The 20,295-nt window shown below is 66.4% G+C and carries 19 protein-coding genes and 1 riboswitch; of the genes, 6 read left to right on the forward strand and 13 right to left on the reverse strand.

Translation table 11 applies throughout. From position 1 onward, the window contains the following. Positions 1-11: 11 nt before the first annotated feature. Positions 12-959: a LysR family transcriptional regulator gene (locus Q0894_RS08290; protein ID WP_299233613.1), complete on the reverse strand. Its 948-nt coding sequence runs from the start codon at positions 957-959 to the stop codon at positions 12-14. 254 nt (positions 960-1,213) lie between these two features. On the opposite strand from Q0894_RS08290, the gene Q0894_RS08295 reads away from it, so the two are divergent. From Q0894_RS08295 to Q0894_RS08305, 3 genes are all read left to right on the forward strand, one after another. Then, complete coding sequence (locus tag Q0894_RS08295; RefSeq protein WP_299233616.1) at positions 1,214-2,713, forward strand: CoA-acylating methylmalonate-semialdehyde dehydrogenase; 1,500 nt, start codon at positions 1,214-1,216, stop codon at positions 2,711-2,713. A 312-nt stretch (positions 2,714-3,025) separates the two neighbouring features. Beyond that, positions 3,026-3,490, forward strand: coding sequence for a YbaY family lipoprotein (locus Q0894_RS08300; RefSeq protein WP_299233619.1), 465 nt, complete (start codon positions 3,026-3,028; stop codon positions 3,488-3,490). A gap of 172 nt (positions 3,491-3,662) precedes the next feature. Next, positions 3,663-4,253 (forward strand): peroxidase-related enzyme, encoded by a 591-nt coding sequence (locus Q0894_RS08305; protein ID WP_299233622.1) that lies wholly within the window; start codon positions 3,663-3,665, stop codon positions 4,251-4,253. Positions 4,254-4,259: 6 nt separating this feature from the next. Here the strand turns inward: Q0894_RS08305 and Q0894_RS08310 are convergent, their stop codons facing one another. Then, a complete protein-coding gene (locus tag Q0894_RS08310) occupies positions 4,260-5,180 on the reverse strand; it encodes an HNH endonuclease (RefSeq protein WP_299233625.1) in 921 nt (306 codons plus the stop codon). 214 nt (positions 5,181-5,394) lie between these two features. Continuing rightward, positions 5,395-5,507: riboswitch (TPP riboswitch) on the forward strand. Here Q0894_RS08310 and Q0894_RS08315 point away from each other — a divergent pair. Both Q0894_RS08315 and Q0894_RS08320 read left to right on the forward strand, forming a co-directional pair. Then, positions 5,497-6,897 (forward strand): sodium:solute symporter, encoded by a 1,401-nt coding sequence (locus tag Q0894_RS08315; RefSeq protein ID WP_299233628.1) that lies wholly within the window; start codon positions 5,497-5,499, stop codon positions 6,895-6,897. It overlaps the preceding riboswitch by 11 nt. Next, a complete protein-coding gene (locus Q0894_RS08320) occupies positions 6,897-7,592 on the forward strand; it encodes a TenA family protein (protein ID WP_299233631.1) in 696 nt (231 codons plus the stop codon). The genes Q0894_RS08315 and Q0894_RS08320 overlap by 1 nt, the downstream gene beginning before the upstream one ends. 137 nt (positions 7,593-7,729) lie before the next feature. Here Q0894_RS08320 and Q0894_RS08325 read toward each other — a convergent pair whose 3' ends face one another. From Q0894_RS08325 to Q0894_RS08360, 8 genes are all read right to left on the reverse strand, one after another. Next, positions 7,730-9,028, reverse strand: coding sequence for a TRAP transporter large permease (locus Q0894_RS08325; protein WP_299233634.1), 1,299 nt, complete (start codon positions 9,026-9,028; stop codon positions 7,730-7,732). Continuing rightward, entirely contained in the window at positions 9,025-9,537 is a 513-nt protein-coding gene (locus Q0894_RS08330; RefSeq protein WP_299233637.1) for a TRAP transporter small permease, read from the reverse strand. The genes Q0894_RS08325 and Q0894_RS08330 overlap by 4 nt, the downstream gene beginning before the upstream one ends. 62 nt (positions 9,538-9,599) lie before the next feature. Next, positions 9,600-10,589: a TRAP transporter substrate-binding protein gene (locus tag Q0894_RS08335; protein WP_299233639.1), complete on the reverse strand. Its 990-nt coding sequence runs from the start codon at positions 10,587-10,589 to the stop codon at positions 9,600-9,602. Positions 10,590-10,653: 64 nt separating this feature from the next. Further along, a complete protein-coding gene (locus Q0894_RS08340) occupies positions 10,654-11,232 on the reverse strand; it encodes a peroxidase-related enzyme (protein ID WP_195689921.1) in 579 nt (192 codons plus the stop codon). Then, positions 11,229-11,759, reverse strand: coding sequence for a hypothetical protein (locus tag Q0894_RS08345; RefSeq protein ID WP_299233648.1), 531 nt, complete (start codon positions 11,757-11,759; stop codon positions 11,229-11,231). The genes Q0894_RS08340 and Q0894_RS08345 overlap by 4 nt, the downstream gene beginning before the upstream one ends. A 45-nt stretch (positions 11,760-11,804) precedes the next feature. Next, positions 11,805-13,259 (reverse strand): NAD(P)/FAD-dependent oxidoreductase, encoded by a 1,455-nt coding sequence (locus Q0894_RS08350; protein WP_299233650.1) that lies wholly within the window; start codon positions 13,257-13,259, stop codon positions 11,805-11,807. After that, entirely contained in the window at positions 13,256-14,974 is a 1,719-nt protein-coding gene (locus Q0894_RS08355; RefSeq protein WP_299233654.1) for an aminotransferase class V-fold PLP-dependent enzyme, read from the reverse strand. Before Q0894_RS08355 ends, Q0894_RS08350 begins: the two co-directional genes overlap by 4 nt. Next, the gene (locus Q0894_RS08360) at positions 14,904-15,371 is read right to left on the reverse strand and encodes an Lrp/AsnC family transcriptional regulator (protein ID WP_299233657.1); all 468 of its coding nucleotides are present in this window, start codon (positions 15,369-15,371) and stop codon (positions 14,904-14,906) included. The genes Q0894_RS08355 and Q0894_RS08360 overlap by 71 nt, the downstream gene beginning before the upstream one ends. A 174-nt stretch (positions 15,372-15,545) precedes the next feature. Between Q0894_RS08360 and ilvD the strand changes: the two genes are divergently transcribed. After that, entirely contained in the window at positions 15,546-17,231 is a 1,686-nt protein-coding gene (gene ilvD / locus Q0894_RS08365; protein WP_299233660.1) for a dihydroxy-acid dehydratase, read from the forward strand. Between the two features lie 12 nt (positions 17,232-17,243). Here ilvD and Q0894_RS08370 read toward each other — a convergent pair whose 3' ends face one another. The 3 genes from Q0894_RS08370 to Q0894_RS08380 are packed head-to-tail and all read right to left on the reverse strand — an operon-like array spanning position 17,244 to position 20,253. Beyond that, a complete protein-coding gene (locus Q0894_RS08370) occupies positions 17,244-18,731 on the reverse strand; it encodes an ABC transporter permease (RefSeq protein WP_299233663.1) in 1,488 nt (495 codons plus the stop codon). A gap of 2 nt (positions 18,732-18,733) precedes the next feature. Continuing rightward, a complete protein-coding gene (locus Q0894_RS08375) occupies positions 18,734-19,387 on the reverse strand; it encodes an ATP-binding cassette domain-containing protein (RefSeq protein ID WP_299233666.1) in 654 nt (217 codons plus the stop codon). Beyond that, on the reverse strand, positions 19,387-20,253 hold the full coding sequence (locus Q0894_RS08380; protein WP_299233668.1) for a putative selenate ABC transporter substrate-binding protein: 867 nt from the start codon (positions 20,251-20,253) through the stop codon (positions 19,387-19,389). The genes Q0894_RS08375 and Q0894_RS08380 overlap by 1 nt, the downstream gene beginning before the upstream one ends. Positions 20,254-20,295 lie beyond the last annotated feature (42 nt).

Raw genomic sequence — 20,295 nt, forward strand, 5'->3', positions numbered from 1 at the left:
TGTCGCAAGGGTCAGTCGGTAGTGGTCTCGGGTATCACCAGCTCCTTTGCTGCCCCCATCAGAAAGGCGCGATTGGCCTCCAGCGCCTCGCGCAGGTAGTCCCACAGCAGGCGCACCCTGGCCAGCCGGCGCTGCTCCTGCCGGGCGGTGATCCAGAACTGGCGGTCCACCGCGATCTCCCGCTCCAGCACGTTGCGCAGGGTTGGTGAGGTACTGGCCATGAAGCAGGGCAGGATGGCGAGCCCTGCGCCGTGGACGCAGGCGGCATGCTGCGTGGTCACGCTGGTGCTGCGCATGGTGAAGTGGGGCGGCTTGCCGATGGTCGACGGCTCGAGCAGCGGCTCCAGGTAGCTGAGCTGCTCGCTGAAGATCAGGTCGTCGACATAGCCCACCAGACGATGGTCGCCCAGCTCGGAGAGGTGTTGCGGCGTGCCGTGGCGAGCCAGATAGCCCTCGCTGCCATAGAGCCGCAGGCGATAGTCACACAGCCGCGAGATCACCAGGCCCGGGCTGACCGGGCGCTCCACGGTGATCGCCAGGTCCGCCTCGTGGCGGCTCAGGTTGACCACCCGGGGCAGGGCGAGCAGATCCAGGGTGACCCCTGGATGGCGCTCGCAGAAGGCCGAGAGTAGCGGGGCGATCACCCAGGTGCTGAAGCCTTCGGTCACGCCGAGGCGGATCTGGCCGCTGATCTGGTGGTTCTTGTCGGTCAGACTCTCGCCGGCCTCGAAGGCGTGACGGGCCATCTCCTCGGCGTGGGCGAGCAGCTGCTGGCCGGCCTCGGTGAGGTGGTAGCCATGGGTGCTGCGCTCGAAGAGCTGGGTATTGAGCTTCTGCTCGAAGCGCCGGGTGCGCCGCGACAGGGTGGAGTGGTCCAGCCCCAGGCGTCGGGCGGCATCGGTAAGCCGCTGACTGCGGGCGACCTCGAGGAAGATCTGGATATCATGCCAGTCGAGCATGATGGCTCTCCACTGGGTAGTTTTCTTGTGCATAAATGCACAAGCAATGTGCCCGAGTACCCGTTGTCATGCCATGCGACCTCTGGATAGACTCATCTTCACTCTCTTGCGTGTATTTCTACACACAAAGTCTAATAACGGATGATGGCAACGGCCGTTGATACGGCTCACAACGACAAGCCAGTCCTCCGCCAGCCACAGCATGACACCGACACGACTCGATGCCGGTAGCGACAATCCCGAGGAGCACGCCCATGTCAGTCCGCGAAATCCCCATGTACATCGACGGCCAGCCCATCCAGTCCGCCAGCCAGGAGTGGCGCGATGTGGTCAACCCCGCGACCCAGGAAGTGGTGGCGCGGGTACCGTTCTGTACCGCCGAGGAGGTGGAGCGTGCCGTGGCCAGCGCCAAGGAGGCCTTCAAGACCTGGCGCAAGGTGCCGCTGGGCAAGCGCATGCGCATCATGCTCAAGCTGCAGGCGCTGATCCGCGAGCACACCGACGAGCTGGCCGCGTTGATCACCGAGGAACACGGCAAGACCCTGCCCGACGCCGTCGGCGAAGTGGGCCGTGGCCTGGAAGTGGTGGAGCACGCCTGCTCGATCACCTCCCTGCAGCTGGGCGAGCTGGCCGAGAATGCCGCCAACGAGGTGGATGTCTACACCATGCACCAGCCGCTGGGCGTGGGTGCCGGCATCACCGCCTTCAACTTCCCCATCATGCTGCCCTGCTTCATGTTCCCGCTGGCCATCGCCACCGGTAACACCTTCGTGCTCAAGCCCTCCGAGCAGGACCCCAGCTCCTCCATGCGTCTCGTCGAGCTGGCCCACGAGGCGGGCGTGCCGGCCGGCGTGCTCAACGTGGTTCACGGTGGCCCGGACGTGGCCAACCAGATCGCCGACCACCAGGACATCAAGGCCCTTTCCTTCATCGGCTCCACCCACGTGGGCTCGCTGCTCTACAACCGCGCCGCCGCCGCCGGCAAGCGCATGCAGTCGATGATGGGCGCCAAGAACCACTGTGTCGTGATGCCCGATGCCAACCGCAGCCAGGCCATCAACAACCTGCTGGGCTCCGCCTTCGGTGCCGCCGGCCAGCGCTGCATGGCCAACTCCGTGGTGGTGCTGGTGGGCGATGCGCGCGAGTGGCTGGACGATATCGTCGAGGGCGCCCGCAACATGAAGGTGGGCCCCGGCACCCAGACCGACGCCGACCTCGGTCCGCTGGTCTCGCCCCAGGCCAAGGAGCGCGTCGAGCGCCTGATCACCGCCGGCGAGAAGGAGGGGGCCAAGCTGCTGGTCGACGGCCGCGGCTACGAGGTGGAAGGGTATCCGAACGGCAACTTCGTCGGCCCGACCCTGTTCGCCGACGTCACTCCGGAGATGACCATCTACCGTGAAGAGGTCTTCGGCCCCGTGCTCTGCGTGGTAAGTGTCGAGACCCTGGACGAGGCGATCGAGTTCATCAACGCCAACCCCAACGGCAACGGCACCTCGATCTTCACCAACTCCGGCTGGGTGGCGCGTCGCTTCGAGGCCGATATCGACGTCGGCCAGATCGGCATCAACGTGCCGATCCCGGTGCCGGTGGCCTACTTCAGCTTCACCGGTTCGCGAGCCTCCAAGCTCGGTGACCTGGGTCCCAACGGCAAGCAGGCCATCGCCTTCTGGACCCAGACCAAGACCGTCACTGCCCGCTGGTTCGAGCCCGAGAACGTCTCCAGCGGCATCAACAGCACCATCTCGCTGGGCTGACAACCTCCGCCAGGTAACAAGCGCGCCCCCGCCTCGAGAGAGGTGGGGGCGCTGTCGTTGTGGCCGAGAAGCGGCGCTTGGTCGTGGAGGGGCACCGGCGGCGCTGGTGTATACGCCCTGCGCGCGGCGGGGCAGCCGCGCTTTGATTCGTTAGCGTGCACCTCTTACCATATGCGAATGCTCGACGCCGAGTCGGCCGCCCGACGTCGAGAGCTTCAAGGGCCGAAGGCTTGGCCGCTATCCAGCAGGCACCTGCCTGCGTTCTCCCAACGCTCCGGTTGACGCCGTAGAGCAAACACCAAAGGTGACACGATGCGCGCGAAGCGAAGGATCAAGTCTGCCATCGGCCGCTGGGCGGCGATCGCGTCTACCCTGTTGTTGGCGGCGTGTAGCCACTCAATGGGGATAGAGGACGCGCAGCGACAGGCGCAGAAACCGGATAACTCCCTGATGCGGGTCATTAGCGGCGACGTGTGGTATCGCGAGCGTATCGCGCTGCCCCCCGGCGCCGAGCTGACCGTGACTCTTGAGGACCAGTCGCGTGCGGACGCGCCCGCCACCATCCTCACCGACTACACCCATACTGTCGATGGGACTCCGCCCCCGTACCCTTTTCGCCTGGTGTTCAACCCCGCGGTTATCGATGAGCGCATGACCTACGGATTACGAGCCCGAATCGAGCACAACGGCGATCTGCTTTTCATCAGCACACAGCACATTGATCCGTTTGCCGGCAAGCCCGGCGATCCGGTACGTATCCGGGTGTCGCAGCCGTGATCGCGATCCCCGCGCGATGCCGAGTGGTGCGTAGCGGGGCATCGTGACTTCAGCGGGGCGACGAAAGGCGAGTACGGCATATCTTGATCTCGGTAGTGACGTTGACGTTAACTGAAAGGCGCGCCGTAACCGCAACTCCAACTCCAACTCCAACTCCAACACAAGGCCCTCCATGACCGCGCCCATCAGCCGTTTCCCCGTTCCCGAATCGATCCACGACCTGCCCGAGGACATCCGCGACGCCATACTGGCGGTACAGGAGAAGGCCGGTTTCGTGCCCAACGTCTTCCTGATGCTGGCCCACCGCCCGGCGGAGTTCCGTGCCTTCTTCGCCTACCACGACGCCCTGATGGAGCGAGAGTCCGATACGCTGACCAAGGCGGAGAAGGAGATGATCGTGGTGGCCACCAGCGCCCGCAACCGCTGCCTCTACTGTGTGGTGGCCCACGGTGCGCTGGTGCGTATCTATGGCAAGGACCCGCTGCTGGCCGACCAGGTCGCCATCAACCACCGCACCGCGCCGATCAGCGAGCGTCATCGCACCATGCTGGATTTCGCCATGTATTGCGGACTCGAGGTGGGGGAGCTCACCGACGAGTGGGAGGAGCGACTGACAGCCGCCGGTTTCACCCGCGACGATATCTGGGATATCGGCGCCATCACCGCCTTCTTCGGCCTCTCCAACCGGCTGGTCACCCTGACCGGCACCCCGCCCAACGAGGAGTTCTACCTGATGGGGCGAGTGCCGCGGGAGAAGAACTAATAGTCTCTACCGAGTCAAGAATCGCTGATAACGCAGCTCCAGTGCTTCCTGGCTCGGCCTATCCCTGTCGTTTCTGGGGATAGCGATTCGCTGGCCGTTGAGCTGCTTCATGCTTTCTAGCAGAGGCCCATCCTGTGTCGAGAGCAGGTTGTCATTCAGGTGGATGCGGTAGTCGGGGTCTATGCCGATCAAGTCGGCATCGTAGGCCCTGTGGTGTAGCCGGCTGAGCGATATGCCATTGCTCACTTCGGCGGTGCTGTCCTGATGGGTATCGGGAATGATATGCGCTGCCTCCAATAGTTGTGGCACGGGCAACCCTGTCATGGCGCAGCGATTGGAATATGCCAGCATCACTCGTGCACGAAACTCAGCCTGATGGACTCGCGTTTTGGCTTCACGGATAACGTAGCGCTTCTCTATCTCATCGACCGTATAGGTCCCATGGCTTTCAGCGACATGGCGCGCCTGGCCAGCTCGGTCGTGCATGCTGACATGGCATAGCTCTTTTGCCAGGTCCACGTTGTCGATATAGCAGGGCCATAAGGGAAGGTAGCGGCCTGGTGCGACACCCACTAGGTAGATGATCGGGTCCTGCCTCTCGTAGCTGATTAAGAGCTGACGGTTAGCACGTTTGGCTGTTCCGCCGGCTTCAAGTGAATACCAGAAGCCGCCCTCGTCGCTCGTAGCATCGGAGTAAATATTGATACGTCCCTGCTTGGGCACCACGGTTTTGATGCTCAGGATGCCGTCTGGCATTTGCCTGGGTTGAAAGATGCCGATTGCTCGACTGGCGATGAAGAATGATTCACCATCCAAGGGAATTGGCTTAGCAATGGCCTCCCAAGGCACATCATTCGAGTATTGTTGATTGAGTGCTTCAAGGCGCTGAAAGGCTGCTTGGCGAAGACGAGTGTCAATATTCAGCAAAGCTGGTTCCCCACTCTATGCCGATAGTATCCGCTCATACTAATCAAGAAGGGTGGCTTTTACACCGTTGAGTGTATTGAACGCCGCGAAGATCTTCTGTGCCGTCGAGTAGTCGAGCGTGTGTCGCCGGTCCCCTGGCAGGCAGGACTCTGCCTCGCTATGATGCCTCCGGCTCGTCGTGTTGCTGACAGCGGCGGGCCCACACAACACATTCACTTGTCGCCAGGGGAGTCCCGCCGCATCCGCGTGGGCTGAGAGAGCACATAGTGCTGACCCTGGAACCTGATCCGGTTCACACCGGCGGAGGAAGTGCGACATGCCCTACCTGACGTCTGCCGTGCTCGGTGCGGCGCTGCTGTGCTTTGCTTTCCTGGGCCTGCGGGCCCGTCGGGCCGATGGCCCCCTCGATGACTACGTGACCGCCCGCAACTCCCAGGGCGCCCAGGCCATCGGCCTGTCGTTCCTGGCTTCCGGCATGGGCGCCTGGATCCTCTTCGCGCCGCCGGAGATCGGCGCCTTCGTGGGACCGCTGGCGCTGGCCGGCTATGCCATCGGTTCCTCGCTGCCCTTTATCGTGCTGGGGCTCTACGGCCCGGCGATCCGTCGCCACCTGCCCGAGGGACGCAGCATCGGCGAGTTTGCCGAGGCTTGCTACGGCGCTGGGGTGCGGCGCTGGGTGTCCTGCGTATCGGTGGCCTACATGGCCTGCTTTCTGGCCGCCGAGCTGACCGCTATCGGTGGCATCGCCGCGCTGCTCTCCGATGTGCCGCCGTCGCTGGTGATCCTGGGCGTGGCGCTGGTGACCCTGGTCTATACCTCCCTGGGCGGGCTGCGGGCCAGCCTGGCCACCGACCGGTGGCAGGCCTGGCTGCTGCTGGCGCTGCTGGTGCTGGTCGGTGGTGTCGCCTGGTGGTGGCTGCCACCGATGCCCGCCGGGGCTGTGATGCCGGCGATTCCGATGGGCAGTGCGCTGTCGGTATCGCTGACCCTGGTGATCGCCGTCACCGCGGCCAACCTCTTTCACCAGGGCTACTGGCAGCGTATCTGGGCCGCCGAGGACGCTCGCGCCCTGGGCCGCGGGGCGTTGCTGGGCGGGGCCAGCAGCCTGGTGGTGGTGATGGCCATCGGCGGCCTGGGGATGCTGGCGGCGATGCACGCGCTGCCGCTGGGCGAGCCGCCGATCCCGTTCTTTGCCCTGCTCTCCGCCGCGCCAGACTGGCTGGGGCTGCCGGCGCTGGTGCTGGCGGTGACGCTGGTGGCCTCCAGCGTGGATACCCTGCAGAACGCCATCGCCTCCATGGCGGTGGCCAGCTCCGGCCGGCGTGGGCTCTCGGTGCGCGCGGCGCGCTGGGTGACGGTGGCACTGATGGTGCCGGTGGTCTGGGTGGCCCTGCAGGGCTTCTCGGTGCTGCGCCTCTTCCTGATCGCCGACCTGCTGTGTGCCGCCATCCTGCTGCCGGTGCTGCTGGGGCTGTGGCGGCGCATGTCGCCGCTGGCGGCGGTGGCCGGCGGCCTGGCCGGCCTGGCCGGTGCCGTGCTGCCGGGCTGGATCAGTCACGGCAGCCTGAGCGCCGGCGTGCTGGCCGCCACCTTCCCGGGCAGCATCCCGACGCTGCCGCCCTTCCTGGGGGCCCTGGTCGCCTCTACTCTGGTCAGTCTGCTGATCGCCTGGTGGCGCCCGGGCGTCCGATATGACGTGAGCAAGGAGCAAGGCTGATGACGACACGTACCGAGTGGAGCGCCTGGGCCGCCGAGCGCAAGACGGCATCTATCACCGACTGGCTGCGCGAACTCAGCGAGCCCGACTGGTCGGCCACCGTGAACCATGCGCTGTTCGATGCGCTGGCCGAGGGGCGGCTCTCGGGTGATGACTTCGCTGCCTACATGGTGCAGGACTATGGCTTCGTGGATCCCTTCACCGCCCTGATCGGCCACGCCATCGGCCGGGCGCCGGGCATGGAGGACAGGGTGGTACTGGGGCAGTTCATGGGCATGCTGACCAGTGATGAGAACAGCACCTTCCAACGTACCTTCGAGGCCTTCGGCGTGCCCGCCGCGACGCGGGAAGCGCCGGACTACCTGCCCGAGACCCGGGCCTTCCAGGCACTGCTGCGCGAGATCGGCGCTGGCGGCGACTACGCCGAGATCCTGGCGGCGCTGGTGGTTACCGAGTGGATCTATCTGGAGTGGGCGCTGCGCGTTACCCGCGCCGCGGGGCTGCACCCGCTGGTGGAGGAGTGGATCGACCTGCACGACAACCCCGCCTTCCAGGAGTTCGTGGCGTGGCTGCGCCGTCGCCTGGACGAGGCGGCGGCAGGGCTCGATGACGCCGCCTTCACCCGCATGGCCGAATGCTTCCGGGAGACCGTGGCCAGGGAGCGCGCCTTCCATGACGCGGTGATGCCGCGCTGAAAAAGTCGCCAGCGAGCCGCCTGTGACGGCTCTGGTAACGGTAGCCTGGTAACACAGCGACGCCCCTACCGGTGATATCCGGCCGGGGCGTCGCTGCGTTTGCGCAGGGCATGCATGCGCAGGGTATCGAGGCGGGCTCAGCGAATGCCGAACGCTTCGGGCATCACCATCTGGGGCAGGAACAGGAACAGGTCCGGCACCAGGATGCCGGCCAGGATGATCAGCATCACCAGGCCGATCAGCGGCAGGATGGCGACGAAGGCCCGTGGGGTGGAGACCTCGCCGATCTGGCTGGCGATCAGCAGGCAGATGCCGTAGGGCGGCGTCACCAGGCCGAGGGTCAGCGACAGGATCACGATCAGCGCCATATGGATCTGATCGATATCGGCGGCCACGCAGATGCTCTGGATGATCGGCAGGAAGATGATGACCGCCGTCACCGGGCTGAGCACGGTGCCGATGATCAGCATGCAGGCCATCACCATCAGCATGATCCCGACCCGGGTGTCGGTGACCGAGAGGATGAAGCGTGCCACCTCGTCGGCGATGCCCAGATAGGAGATCAGCCAGCCCATGATGCCGGCGGCGGCCACGGCGAACATCGGCAGGGAGTAGGCGATCACCGACTCGGCGAGGATGCCGGGCAGGGCGCGCAGACGGATGGCGCGATAGAACACCACCGCCAGCAGCAGGCCCACCAGCACCGCCACCGAGGCCGCCTCGGTGGCGGTGAACACCCCGGCGGTGATGCCGCCCAGCACCACGATGGGCAGGATCATCGGCGGGGCGGCGACCAGGCCGGTGCGGGCGACCTGGCGCAGCGAGAACTCGCTTTCCGCCTGCAGGTTGAGCCGCCGGGCCACGCTGTAGGCGTAGCCCATCTGGGCCAGCCCGATCAACAGCCCCGGCACCACACCGCCCAGGAACAGCGCCCCTACCGAGACGTTGCCGAAGGCGCCGTAGATCACCATCAGGATCGACGGCGGAATGATGCCGCCCAGCACCGAGGAGGCGGCGGTCAGGGCCACCGCGAAGGGCGAGGGGTAGCCGGCCTTCTTCATGGCCGGGATCAGCACCGCGCCGACGCTGGCCGTATCGGCGGCCGCCGAGCCGGAGAGGCTGGCGAACATCATCGACACCATGACGTTGATATGGCCCAGGCCGCCGCGGATATGGCCCACGGTGCTGTCGGCGAAGCGCAGCAGGCGGTCGGTGATGCCTCCATCGTTCATCAGCCGTCCCAGCAGCAGGAAGAACGGTACCGCGAGCAGCGGGAAGGAGTTGATGCTGGCGAACATCTGGTTGACCACCGAGGTCAGCGGAATATCGAGCTGCCAGATGGTGATGATGGAGGCCAGGCCGATGGCGAAGGCGATGGGGACGCTCAGCGCGATCAGCAGCAGGAAGCTGGCGATAAGCGTAACGATGGGGCTCATGAGCAGGTGCTCTCCTCGGCTGCGGTGGACGTCGAGGCGGGTCGACCGATCAGGGCGCGAACATCCTCGTGGAGCACCTCGAGGGAGAACAGCGCCATGGCCACGCCGGCGATCGGCATGGCCATAAAGACATAGGCCATGGGGGTGCCGAGGGCGACCGAGCGGCGCCCCCAGCCCATGTCGGTCAGGATCTGGCCGTGGACCACCAGCACATAGATCAGTGGCAGGCAGGCCAGGCTGCCGAACAGGCGCAGCGCCCGGTTGGTGGTCGTGAAGCGTGCCGGCAGCACCTCGATCACGTAGTGCTGCCGGCGCCTCAGCGCTACCGCAGCGCCCAGGAAGACCGACCAGATGAAGCAGGCCATGGCCACTTCGTCGGACCAGGACACCGAGATCTTCAGATAGTTGCGTGCCAGTACCTGATACAGGATGGTAGCGATAAAGATCGCGAACAGCGTGCCGGCCACCGTCAGGAACAGGCGTTCGATGAAGTCATTGAGTCGCCGCATGTTGTCGTATTCTCCCGAAACGAGTCGGCCCCACGCCGCCGGGCGGGGGCCGGCTCGGTCCCTTACAGCTCGCGGATCAGGGTCAGCAGGTCGGTGACGCCGCGCTCGGCGGCATACTCGTCATGAAGGGGCACGCTGGCATCGATGAAGGCCTGCTTGTCCACCTCGGTGACGGTCACGTCCTGCTCCTTCAGGGTATCGATCAGGGCGGCGTCGTACTCCACCCCCTTTTCGGTACCCAGCTCGCCGGCCCGCTGGGCGGCGGCCAGCACGATGGCTTGATCCTCCTCGGAGAGGCGCGAGAAGCTGCGCTCGCCGATGGAGAAGTGACTCATCATCACCTGGTGTTCGGTCTTGGCGTGGTAGGGCGCCACTTCATAGAGACGGCTGGAGTAGAAGCCGCTGATGGTGCTCTCGAAGGCGCCGATGACCCCGGTCTGCATGCCGGTGTAGATCTCGGTCCAGGGCAGCGAGGTGGTCAGCGCGCCCACCGCCTGCCACATCTTGGCGTCCAGCTGCGAGCCGGTGATGCGCATCTTGACATCGTCCAGGTCGGCGGGCTCGGTGACCGGTCCGGTGTTGGTGCTCAGGTTGCGGGTGCCGCCGCCGGTCAGTGCCAGCAGCTTGAGGCCGGTGCCGGCGCTCTCCATCTCCTCGGCGAAGTGGGCGAACACCGCGGAGTCGGGATCGGTGGCCGCACGGAAGGCGTCCATGTCGTCGAACAGGTAGTTGAGACTGAAGATCTCGAAGTCCTGCACGTAGGGGGCGATGTTCTGGACCCCGCCGATGATCATGTCGGTGGTGCCGATGCGGATCTCGTCGACCACGGTCTGGTCATTGCCCAGCTGGCCGCCGGGGAACAGCTCCACAGTGATCCGCTGGTCGGTTGCCTCCTCGACCTCGGCCTTGAAGGCCTCGGCGGCATCGACCCAGGGGTGGGGCGCACTGACCACGGTGGCCAGGCGCAGCTTCTGGGCCAGGGCGGGGGAGGCGGCCAGCAGGGTGGCGGCGGAGAGCAGAGTGAACTGGGTGAGACGTGTTGTTATGGCCATGACAGGCGCTCCATTGGTCGTCAGAGGGGGTGCGCCGGCAGGCCGGCGCGGGTTTCGTTGTCGTTCAGGAGGCGGCCACCGGCTCGCCCAGGGTGTGCATCAGGCGATTGGCCCAGCCGAACAGGGTGGTCGCCAGGGTCAGGTCGAGGATCTCCAGCTCGTCGAGGCCGGCCTCGCGCAGGCTGGCGATGTCATCGGCGCCGACCTTCGGCGGGCATTCGGACAGGCCCACCGCGAAGCGCAGGATGGCCTGCTGGCGGGGGTCGAGCCGGGCCTTCTCGCCGTGAAAGAAGATCTCCTGCATCACGGCGTCCTCGCCGGTCAGCTGGTTGTAGCGCTGGGCATGCACGGCGGCGCAGTAGATGCAGCGGTTCACGAACGAGGCGGCCACGGCGCCCAGCTCGCGCTCGGCACGAGACAGGCCGTCGGGGTCATACATGATGCCGTTGAACAGCGCCGTGCGAATGCGCAGCGACTCGGGATCATGCGCCAGCACCAGTACATAGTCGGAGACCTTGGTGTTCGACGGGGTCTCCTTGAGGGCCTCACGCTGGGCCGGGGTCGCGTTGTCGAGATCCACCGGGGTCAGGTGCGGACGCCACTGGGGCACACGGGTAGTGAACTTGCGGATCACACGGCTCATGTCGGCTCTCCCATCACGGCCAGCACCGCGGCCACGCGCAGCTGGTAGTTGACGAAGGCGACCAGGCCCGCCAGGCGCACGATATCGCTCTCGGCGATGCCGGCCTGCAGCAGGCGCTGGATATCCTCGGGGCTGGCGTCGCGAGGGGACTCGGTGACGAGGTCCACATAGGCGACGATGGCCATGAGCCGGGCGTCCTCCGCCGGGGGCTGGGCGCCGGGCGTGGCCAGCACGGCCAGTTCGGCGCTGGCGCCCTTTTCGTCGAGCAGGGCGGCGTAGTGCTCGGTCAGTCCGGACTGCTGACAGATCCGCGCCATGCGGCAGGCGAGCACGGCACGCTCGGCATGGGAGAGCCCGCCCGGATCCTCGGGCAGCAGGGCCGCCTCGTAGGAGGCCTGGGTGCGGCTCATCAGCGCCTGGCGCCGTGCCAGGGCGTCACCCAGCGGCCCCTGGGCCGCCGCCACGCCGGCGGCCTGCTCGAGTACGTGCTGCGGAGTCGAGTCCGCGGATGAAGAGGGGGAGGTCATGACGACTCCTTGTCGATAACGGGGCGATGGTTCACGGGCGCGAGATCAGGGCAGCGGTTCGGGCTGCCACTCGTCGCCGAGCAGCTCGGGGGTGTCGTAGGCCTGCAGGGTCTGCCAGTGGGTCTCGATATCCTCCCGGTAGAGCTGGGCGGCGATGGCGCTGGCCAGCCAGCTGGCGCCCTCGCTGATGCCGGGGATATCACCGCTCACCTTGCCCATGCTCAGCGAGGCGCCATAGTTGAAGCAGTGAATGTTGCCAAGCCAGGGAGCCGTGCCGGGCTCGCGCTCCTGGAAGGCGAAGTCGCTCCCCACATAGGGGAAGTTGCCCAGTTCGGCGTGCTCGAGTTCCGCAGGCGGGCTGTAGCGGTCCTTCCACAGCAGGATGCGATCGGCATAGCCGGCCAGCTCGGTGCGTGCCATGGGGTCGATCTGAAAACCGGTCCCCAGGATCAGGTAGTCGCAACGCAGCTCCTTGCCCCGGGAGGTCTCGATGACGATCTCGTCGCCCTCCATGCGCGTGGCGCTGACGCCGGCATTGAAGTGGAAGTGGGCATTGGGGTGGCGGCTGACGCGCAGGGTCGAGCCCCGGGGCGGCGGCGTCTGGGTGACGAAGGAGTAGTGCATGAAGCGCCAGCGCCACTCGTCGGGCAGTCCGGCGTAGCCATGGGTGAAACCGAACGAGCCGATGCCCATCATCTTGTTGATGGTGGGCATCGCCGGGCGGCGAATCAGGTGGCGGACTTCCCGGGCGCCATGCTCGAGCGCCTCGGCGGCGTTGTCCACCGCCGAGGCACCGACGCCGACCACCACCACTCGCTTGTCGGCCAGGCTGGCGAAGTCGATCTCGTCGGAGGAGTGGGCCCAGGCGTGGCGCGGCAGCGGGTCGACGAAGGCCGGAATCTTGGGACCGCCGGTGCCTTCACGGCCGGTCGCCATGATCAGCTTGCGGGTCAGCAGTGGCTCATCGGGGGCGTTGCGGCCGGAGAGCTCCAGCTGCAGCAGGTCGCCTTCGGGGCGCACATGCTCCACCTTCACCTCGTTGTCGACGGGCAGCTCGAGCACCCGACGATACCAGCGCAGGTAATCCATCCACATCGGGCGCGGGATCTTGTCCAGGGCCTCCCAGGCCTCGCTGCCGAACTGGGCCTCGTACCAGGCGCGAAACGTCAGCGAGCCCATGCCGTAGCTGGGGCCGGGCAGCGTCTTGGGAGAGCGCAGCGTCTCCATGCGCGCGTAGTCGAGCCAGGGTCCCTCATGGCCCTCGGGGCTGCGGTCGAGGATGCGGATGTTGCGGATACCGCCGGAGAGCAGGGCGAAGGCGGCCACCATGCCGCACTGGCCACCACCGATGATCACCACGTCGTGGATGTGCCTGCCACCGGCCGTGTGCCGGGAGGGCACCCAGTTGGCGGCGGGTAGATTGAGACACGCCAGGTCGTGGCGGACCCGGGCGTTGAGCTGGTCGAGGCCGGCGGTGGCGAAGGATGGCGTCTGGGTCATGGAGTCATCTCGTCTAGGGCGGAGGCGGCCTCGCTGGATTCGTGTGGCCACCAGAACCAGCGCAGCGATTCTTCATCTGCGCAGGTGCTCGAGGGCGGCTCGATGGCAGACGTGCGCGCGCTCTCGACCAGCGCCTGGGCCTGGGCGAAGCACTGGGCGAAGTCTGGCGGAGTCGGTTCGGGGTGGGGTGCGTCGGGGCTCAGCAGTGCGCTCAGCGAGGGCGTTTCGCAGGGCGCCTGAGCCTGGCGAGCACGCCAGGTACCACTCTGCACGTCGACACGATAGAGCCGCATCAGCACGGCGGCATGACGGGCGATAAATTCGACGGCATCGATAATATAGCAAGCCGTCTCACTGTTAAAGAAGTAATTAAAACCGAGTCTTACCCATCCTGGACGGAATAAGCTTTTTCCCTTATGGACTAGTTCGGCATGCTGTTGGGCCTGGGTCTCACTGATGTCCAGCAGGGAGTGAGCATAGGGTCCGGCGCAGGAGCAGCCGCCCCGGGCCTGGATACCGAACAGGTCATTGAGCAGTGCCACCACCAGGTTATGGTGCAGCAGGCGCGCCCCGGCGGAGATGTTGAACGAGACGATGCCCAGGCGCGGGGTGTGCCGCGGCCCCAGGATGTGCAGGTTGTCGAGTCGCGACCAGCGCTCCATGGCGCGTCGGGTCAGTGCCGTCTCGAGTTCGGTGATGTGGTGTGCGCCTACCTGCTGCTTGAGGGTGAATACCAGCCCGGTGCGAATGTTCTCGACGATGCCGGGGGTGCCACCCTCCTCGCGCCGTTCGGGGTCGGTGACGTAGTGGTGCTCGCCTTCGGTCACATAGGAGACGGTACCGCCGCCGGCCACGCCGGGCACGGCGTTGCGGCACAGGGCGCGGTCGATGACCAGGACGCCGGAGGTGCCGGGCCCGCCGATGAACTTGTGCGGCGACAGGAAGATGGCGTCGAGATGATCGTTGGCGCCGGGGGCGCTTTCCGCCATGTCGATCGGCACATAGGGGCCGGCGGCGGCATAGTCACAGGCCAGGATGCCGCCGTGGCGGTGGACCAGTGCAGCCAGCTGGCGCACGTCGGCCAGCACGCCGGTGACGTTGGAGGCCGCGGAGAAGGCCGCCACCTTCAGGGGCCGCTCGGCGTGGGCCTGCAGCGCGCGCTCCAGCTCGACCAGGTCGGGCAGGCCGTCCGCGTCAAGTGGGATGCGTACCAGGTCGGCATCGGCCTCGCGCCAGGCCAGGTCGTTGGAGTGGTGCTCGAAGGGGCCGATGAAGATCACCGGGCGTACCGCTTCGGCAGAGCGGTGCAGGCCGGGCAGGTCGAGAATGCGCGAGAAGCGGTCGATGGCTGCGGTGGCGCCGGCGCCGGCGAAGATGACCGCGTGCTCGGGGCCGGCCCCCACTCCCTCGCGCACGGCCTGACGGGCCGCCTCGCGCAGCCGGGTGGTGCGCATCCCGGTGTGGGAGGTCTCGGTATGGGTGTTGCCGTAGTTGGGCAGCACCTCCTCCTGAATGGCCCGCTCGATCATGTGCAGGGCACGGCCCGAGGCGGTGTAGTCGGTGTAGACCAGGGGGCGCGGTCCGAAGGGGCCGGGAATGGCCCGGCCTTCGCCGATGATGTCGTGACGGATGCGCGCGACCCACTCACTGGCCCGTGGAGAGGGGGAGGGCGTGGGTGCGCTTGACGTGTTCCATGGAGAAACAGGATGTGACATTGCTCAGCTCGATTCTGGAAATGAGTCGCTTGTAGAAGGCGTCGAAGGACTGGTTGTCACGGGTGATCACCTTGAGCAGGTAGTCGTACTCGCCGGCCAGGCGATTGACCTCGATGATCTCATCGAGCGCCTGGGTGACCGCCTGAAAGCGGTCCAGCCAGGCCTGGTTGTGCTTGTCGGTCTTGATCATCACGAACACGGTCAACCCCAGGTCCAGCTTCTCGGGATTGAGCACCGCGACACGCCGTTCGATGAAGCCTTCCTTCTCTAGGCGCTGAATTCGCCGCCAACAGGGGGTCGGCGACAGGCCGACGCGGTCAGCGATCTTTGCAATGGATAAGCTAGCATCGCGCTGAAGTTGATCAAGGATTTTGGAGTCAAAGCTGTCGATTGGCATGATATTTCCTTTTTTTCCCGTATTTTGGAAATTTTATTTCAGACAAGAGGGGGCGGCAGGTCAAGGTGCGTTGCCGCAGAGGCATCACCATGGAGAGTCGTGGCCATGGACAGCCGTTGGCTTCGCAGTCCACTCTAATGGGTCGTCACTGCTTGTATGCTCAGGAGGCCTGTCATGTCCGATTCCCCGAAAGATATCCGCCGCCACTCCGCCCGGGTGGTGGATGGCCCCGGCAAGGCGGCCAGCCGTGCCATGTTGCGAGCGGTGGGCTTTAAGGACGAGGACTTCACGAAGCCCCAGGTGGGAATCGCCTCGACCTGGAGCAACCTCACCCCCTGCAACAGTCATATCGACGAGCTGGCGCGTCATGCCAGCGACGGGGCGGACAGCGCCGGCGGCAAGGGGGTGATCTTCAACACCATCACCATCTCCGACGGCATCGCCAACGGTACCGAGGGCATGAAGTACTCGATGGTGTCGCGGGAGGTGATCGCCGACTCCATCGAGACGGTGGCCGGCTGCGAGGGCTTCGATGGCCTGGTGGCCATCGGGGGCTGTGACAAGAACATGCCCGGCTGCCTGATGGGCCTGGCGCGCCTCGATCGTCCCAGCGTGTTCGTCTACGGCGGTACCATCCAGCCCGGCAAGAACCACACCGATATCGTCTCGGTGTTCGAGGCCATGGGCGCTCATGGTCGGGGTGATATCGACCTGATCGAGCTCAAGCAGATCGAGGAGACCGCGATTCCCGGCCCCGGCTCCTGCGGCGGCATGTATACCGCCAATACCATGGCATCGGCCATCGAGGCGCTGGGCATGAGCCTGCCGGGCAGCTCGGCCCAGAACGCCGTCTCCAACGACAAGCGCGAGGACTGTGAAGCGGCCGGTGCCGCGGTACTCGAGCTGCTCAAGCGCGACCTCAAGCCCTCGGACATCATGACCCGCCAGGCCTTCGAGAACGCCATCAGCGTGGTGATTGCCCTGGGCGGCTCCACCAATGCGGTGCTGCACCTGATCGCCATGGCGCGCACCATCGGCGTCGAGCTGTCGCTTGCCGACTTCACCGAGATCGGCAAGCGCGTGCCGGTGGTGGCCGACCTGCGCCCCAGTGGCCACTACATGATGAGCGAGCTGGTGGCGATCGGTGGCATCCAGCCGCTGATGAAGATGCTGCTCGATGCCGGCCTCCTGCACGGCGACTGCCTGACGGTGACCGGCAGGACCCTGGCCGAGAACCTGGCCGATGTGGCCCCCTACCCCGATGACCAGCGGATCATCGCGGCGTTGAACAACCCCATCAAGGCGGAGAGCCATCTGCGTATCCTGCATGGCAACCTGGCGCCGGAAGGGGCGGTGGCCAAGATCACCGGCAAGGAGGGCACGCGCTTCGCCGGCACGGCGCGGGTGTTCAACTCCGAGGAGGAGGCCCAGGCAGGCATCAACGATGGCAGCGTGGTGGCGGGAGACGTGGTGGTGATCCGCTACGAGGGCCCCCGGGGCGGCCCCGGCATGCGCGAGATGCTCACCCCCACCTCGGCGATCATGGGCCGGGGGCTCGGCAGCGAGGTGGCACTGATCACCGACGGGCGCTTCTCCGGCGGCAGCCATGGCTTCGTGGTGGGCCATGTGACCCCCGAGGCGTTCGACGGTGGTCCCCTGGCCCTGGTGGAGGATGGCGACCGGATCACCATCGATGCCGAGGCCGACACCATCGACGTCGCCCTCACCGTCGAGGAGCTGGAGCGCCGCAAGTCCGCCTGGCAGCCGCCTGAGCCGCGCTACACCCGTGGGGTGCTGGCCAAGTACGCCCGGCTGGTCAGCTCGGCGAGCACCGGGGCGCTGACCGACCTTCCGGAGTAGCTCCGGGGGCCGTCAGGGTTCGCAGCTGGCGGTATGCCGCAGGCGCAGCCGGTTGCGCAGGCGGCGCGCCAGGATATCCACGCCGATATTGAGCAGGGCGGTGATCAGGATCAGGATCATCGCCCGGTCGAAGCGGATCTCCTGGATGGCGCTGTCGACATGGAAGCCCAGGGTGGCGATGCCGAGGATGCCGAGGATGGCGGTCTCGCGCATGATGATCTCCCAGCGGTAGAACAGCAGGGCCAAGAAGGGGCCGTAGAGTCGCGGCGTCAGCTCGAAGGCGTAGCGCTCGATGCCGCGGGGAGCGTCGGCGCGCAGCGTGATCGCGTTGCTGCGCTGGCCCACCAGGTGGCCGATGATGCCGCCGTTGTGGATCGCCAGCGCCACCACCGCCGGCAGCATCGAGGGGCCCCACAGCTGCAGCAGGATAAAGGCCAGCAGGTATTCCGGGGTCGAGCGCAGGACCACCAGCACGCCGTGACCCAGCGCACCGCGTATCCGGCCGCTGGCGTGGCGTCCCGTGAAGTGCTGCGAGACCAGCGGATAGAGCAGCAGCGCCAGCAGCCCCGTCGCCACCAGGGCGATCTGGGTCAGCAGCAGGGTGTTCCAGATGCCCGGCAGCGCCTCGTCGACCAGCAGCTCGCCCAACCAGGGGAGGAGCCCCGCGACCCCCTCGCCCTGGCGCAGTGGCTCGGGAACGATATCCTCGGTGAAGAAGCGCGAGACGCTCTGCCAGCGAATCGGCAGGCCGTCGCCGAGCAGGAAGGGGGCGGCCAGCAGGTAGAGCGGCAGCAGGCGCGGTCGAACCCAGAGCCTGAGGGTGCCGATCAGCCCATAGAACAGCAGCAGCAGCGCACCCACCGTGGTGTAGTGCCCCTGGGCGAACGAGGACTCGAGGTAGAAACCCAGGGTGGGCATGCCCACGAAGCCCAGCACGGCGCTGGAGCGCAGGCCGCACTCCAGCCGGTAGGCGGTGTAGGTCGCCAGGTGGGGCCAGGCCTGGCTGAAACGGCTGTAGAGGAGGGCCGCGACCATGCCGCTGCCGTGGGGGATCACCTTCGACGGCTGGGGATCGCTCTCGTCGAGAATCTCGGCATACACCTTGGCGAAGATGCCGGCATAGGGAATGGCGATGGCGAGCACCCCGGTCAGTGGGTGAAGGCCGAAGAACTGCAGGAAGATCAGTGCCCAGAACAGCTCGTGAATGGCGCGGATAAAGGCGCAGGTGGTACGTACCGCGCGATGCTGAAACAGCAGCGCCAGCAGCAGGCCTGCCGCGGCGCCTGCCCCCACTCCGACGAAGGCGAAGGCGAGGGTGCGCACGATCGCCTTGCCGAGAAAGTCCACCGCCGTGAAGTCCGGATGGGTCAGCCCTTGCATCAGCCGGCCCAGCTCCGCCCAGGGGTCGTGGGCGCTGATCTGGAGGTCGGCCAGGGCGAGGCAGACGATGGCCAGTAGCGCCAGGGCCAGGCTGGTGCGTACGGTTTTCGATTGCCACATGGTCAGTAGAGCACCAGCAGATCCCGGGCACTGAGTCGGTGGCTGGCCTCGTCCAGGGCGATCCTGCCATCGGCGATCCCCACGACCCGGTCGGTGAAGCGCAGGGCCAGCTCCACGTCGTGCATGGCCACCACCGAGGTGGGGTAAGCCTCGGCCAGCGCGGCCAGCACCCGCTCGGCGAGCGGACCGTCGAGCGCCGATATCGGTTCGTCGGCCAGCAGCAGGTCGCCCCGCTGATGAAGCGCGCGGGCGGCCGCGACGCGCTGGCTCTGGCCACCGGACAGTTCGCCGGCCGAGGCCCAGCACTTGTCGGCGAGATCCAAGCGTTCGAGCAGTGGCATGATGGCGTCGATATCACGACGGAAGGGACGCGCCAGGGTAACCAGGTTGTACCAGGTAGGGTGCCGGGCGAGTCCGCCCATATAGACGTTGTGGAACACGCTCAGCGAGGGCACCAGGCCCAGCTGCTGGGGCATCAGGGCGGCACCGTGATGGCGCCAGCGCTGCTGCATGACGCCGAGCAGCGTCGACTTGCCGGCGCCGCTCCTGCCCACCAGGGCGACTCTTTCGCCGCGGGCAAGCGTCAGATCGAGCGGGCCGATCACGCGCGCCCCGCCGTAATCGGCCACCACATCGGTGAGGGCGAGGGCGGTCATCAATCGAGGATATCGAGCTGCTGGCCGACCTGGCGGATGATCTCGTAGTCGGCGTTGTCCACCGGGATGAAGCCGGAGCGCGGGAAGCTCTCGAGCAGCTCGGGGTCATCCATGCCGAGCAGCGCCTGCTGGACGCGGTCGGCGAAGCCCTCGCCGAAACGCTCGTCGACGTCGCCGCGGATCGTCCATTGGTAATCCGGGTAGGTCGGGGTCTGCCACACCACCTTGACGCTGTCGGCATCGAGGTTGCCGGCCTCGAGCTCGTTTTCCCATACGGTATAGTTGAGGGCGCCGAGCTGGTAGGCCCCGGAGGCGACCAGCGAGGCGGTACGGCTGTGGTTGCCGCTGAAGCCGACACGCGAGAAGACCTCTTCCGGCGCCTCGCCGAAGGCCTCGCGCAGGTAGTGCTCGGGCATCAGGCGTCCGGAGGTGGAGCCCTTGGCGCCGAAGGTGAAGGTCATGTCGCGCATGGCCTCGACCAGCCCCGCACCCTCTTCCAGGCCGGTGCTCTCGTGGGCGATGAAGTAGGTCCGGAACTCGGCGTCCTCGACGCCCTGGGCCAGAGCCCGGGAGCCGGGCACGCGCTCGCGGGCCTGCACGCCGGAGAGGCCGCCGAACCAGGCCAGCTGCACCTGGTCATTGCGGAAGGCGGTGACCGCCGCGGCGTAGGACTTCACCGGCACGAAACGCACCTCGACCTCGAGCTCGTCGGCGAGATAGTCGGCGACCTTCTGGAAGCGCTCCTGCAGGCGTGTCTCGTCCTCGTCGGGGATGGCGGTGAACACGAAGGGGCTGGCAGCGGCAACCGAAGTGGCAAACAGCAGCGGCAGAGCCACGGGCAGCACGCGGGCGAGGCGTCGAAGCATGGGGGGAGTCCTGATCGGAAATGGTCCGTCGCCATGATACCG

The organism is uncultured Halomonas sp. (assembly GCF_947501415.1).
Lineage (GTDB): Bacteria > Pseudomonadota > Gammaproteobacteria > Pseudomonadales > Halomonadaceae > Halomonas.

What these genes read in the sequence shown, in the direction of transcription:
- Q0894_RS08290 (WP_299233613.1), bottom strand. Translation starts at nt 959, where the DNA reads ATGCTCGACTGGCATGATATCCAGATCTTCCTCGAGGTCGCCCGCAGT.
- Q0894_RS08295 (WP_299233616.1), top strand. Translation starts at nt 1,214, where the DNA reads ATGTCAGTCCGCGAAATCCCCATGTACATCGACGGCCAGCCCATCCAG.
- Q0894_RS08300 (WP_299233619.1), top strand. Translation starts at nt 3,026, where the DNA reads ATGCGCGCGAAGCGAAGGATCAAGTCTGCCATCGGCCGCTGGGCGGCG.
- Q0894_RS08305 (WP_299233622.1), top strand. Translation starts at nt 3,663, where the DNA reads ATGACCGCGCCCATCAGCCGTTTCCCCGTTCCCGAATCGATCCACGAC.
- Q0894_RS08315 (WP_299233628.1), top strand. Translation starts at nt 5,497, where the DNA reads ATGCCCTACCTGACGTCTGCCGTGCTCGGTGCGGCGCTGCTGTGCTTT.
- Q0894_RS08320 (WP_299233631.1), top strand. Translation starts at nt 6,897, where the DNA reads ATGACGACACGTACCGAGTGGAGCGCCTGGGCCGCCGAGCGCAAGACG.
- Q0894_RS08325 (WP_299233634.1), bottom strand. Translation starts at nt 9,028, where the DNA reads ATGAGCCCCATCGTTACGCTTATCGCCAGCTTCCTGCTGCTGATCGCG.
- Q0894_RS08330 (WP_299233637.1), bottom strand. Translation starts at nt 9,537, where the DNA reads ATGCGGCGACTCAATGACTTCATCGAACGCCTGTTCCTGACGGTGGCC.
- Q0894_RS08335 (WP_299233639.1), bottom strand. Translation starts at nt 10,589, where the DNA reads ATGGCCATAACAACACGTCTCACCCAGTTCACTCTGCTCTCCGCCGCC.
- Q0894_RS08340 (WP_195689921.1), bottom strand. Translation starts at nt 11,232, where the DNA reads ATGAGCCGTGTGATCCGCAAGTTCACTACCCGTGTGCCCCAGTGGCGT.
- Q0894_RS08345 (WP_299233648.1), bottom strand. Translation starts at nt 11,759, where the DNA reads ATGACCTCCCCCTCTTCATCCGCGGACTCGACTCCGCAGCACGTACTC.
- Q0894_RS08350 (WP_299233650.1), bottom strand. Translation starts at nt 13,259, where the DNA reads ATGACCCAGACGCCATCCTTCGCCACCGCCGGCCTCGACCAGCTCAAC.
- Q0894_RS08355 (WP_299233654.1), bottom strand. Translation starts at nt 14,974, where the DNA reads ATGTCACATCCTGTTTCTCCATGGAACACGTCAAGCGCACCCACGCCC.
- Q0894_RS08360 (WP_299233657.1), bottom strand. Translation starts at nt 15,371, where the DNA reads ATGCCAATCGACAGCTTTGACTCCAAAATCCTTGATCAACTTCAGCGC.
- ilvD (WP_299233660.1), top strand. Translation starts at nt 15,546, where the DNA reads ATGTCCGATTCCCCGAAAGATATCCGCCGCCACTCCGCCCGGGTGGTG.
- Q0894_RS08370 (WP_299233663.1), bottom strand. Translation starts at nt 18,731, where the DNA reads ATGTGGCAATCGAAAACCGTACGCACCAGCCTGGCCCTGGCGCTACTG.
- Q0894_RS08375 (WP_299233666.1), bottom strand. Translation starts at nt 19,387, where the DNA reads ATGACCGCCCTCGCCCTCACCGATGTGGTGGCCGATTACGGCGGGGCG.
- Q0894_RS08380 (WP_299233668.1), bottom strand. Translation starts at nt 20,253, where the DNA reads ATGCTTCGACGCCTCGCCCGCGTGCTGCCCGTGGCTCTGCCGCTGCTG.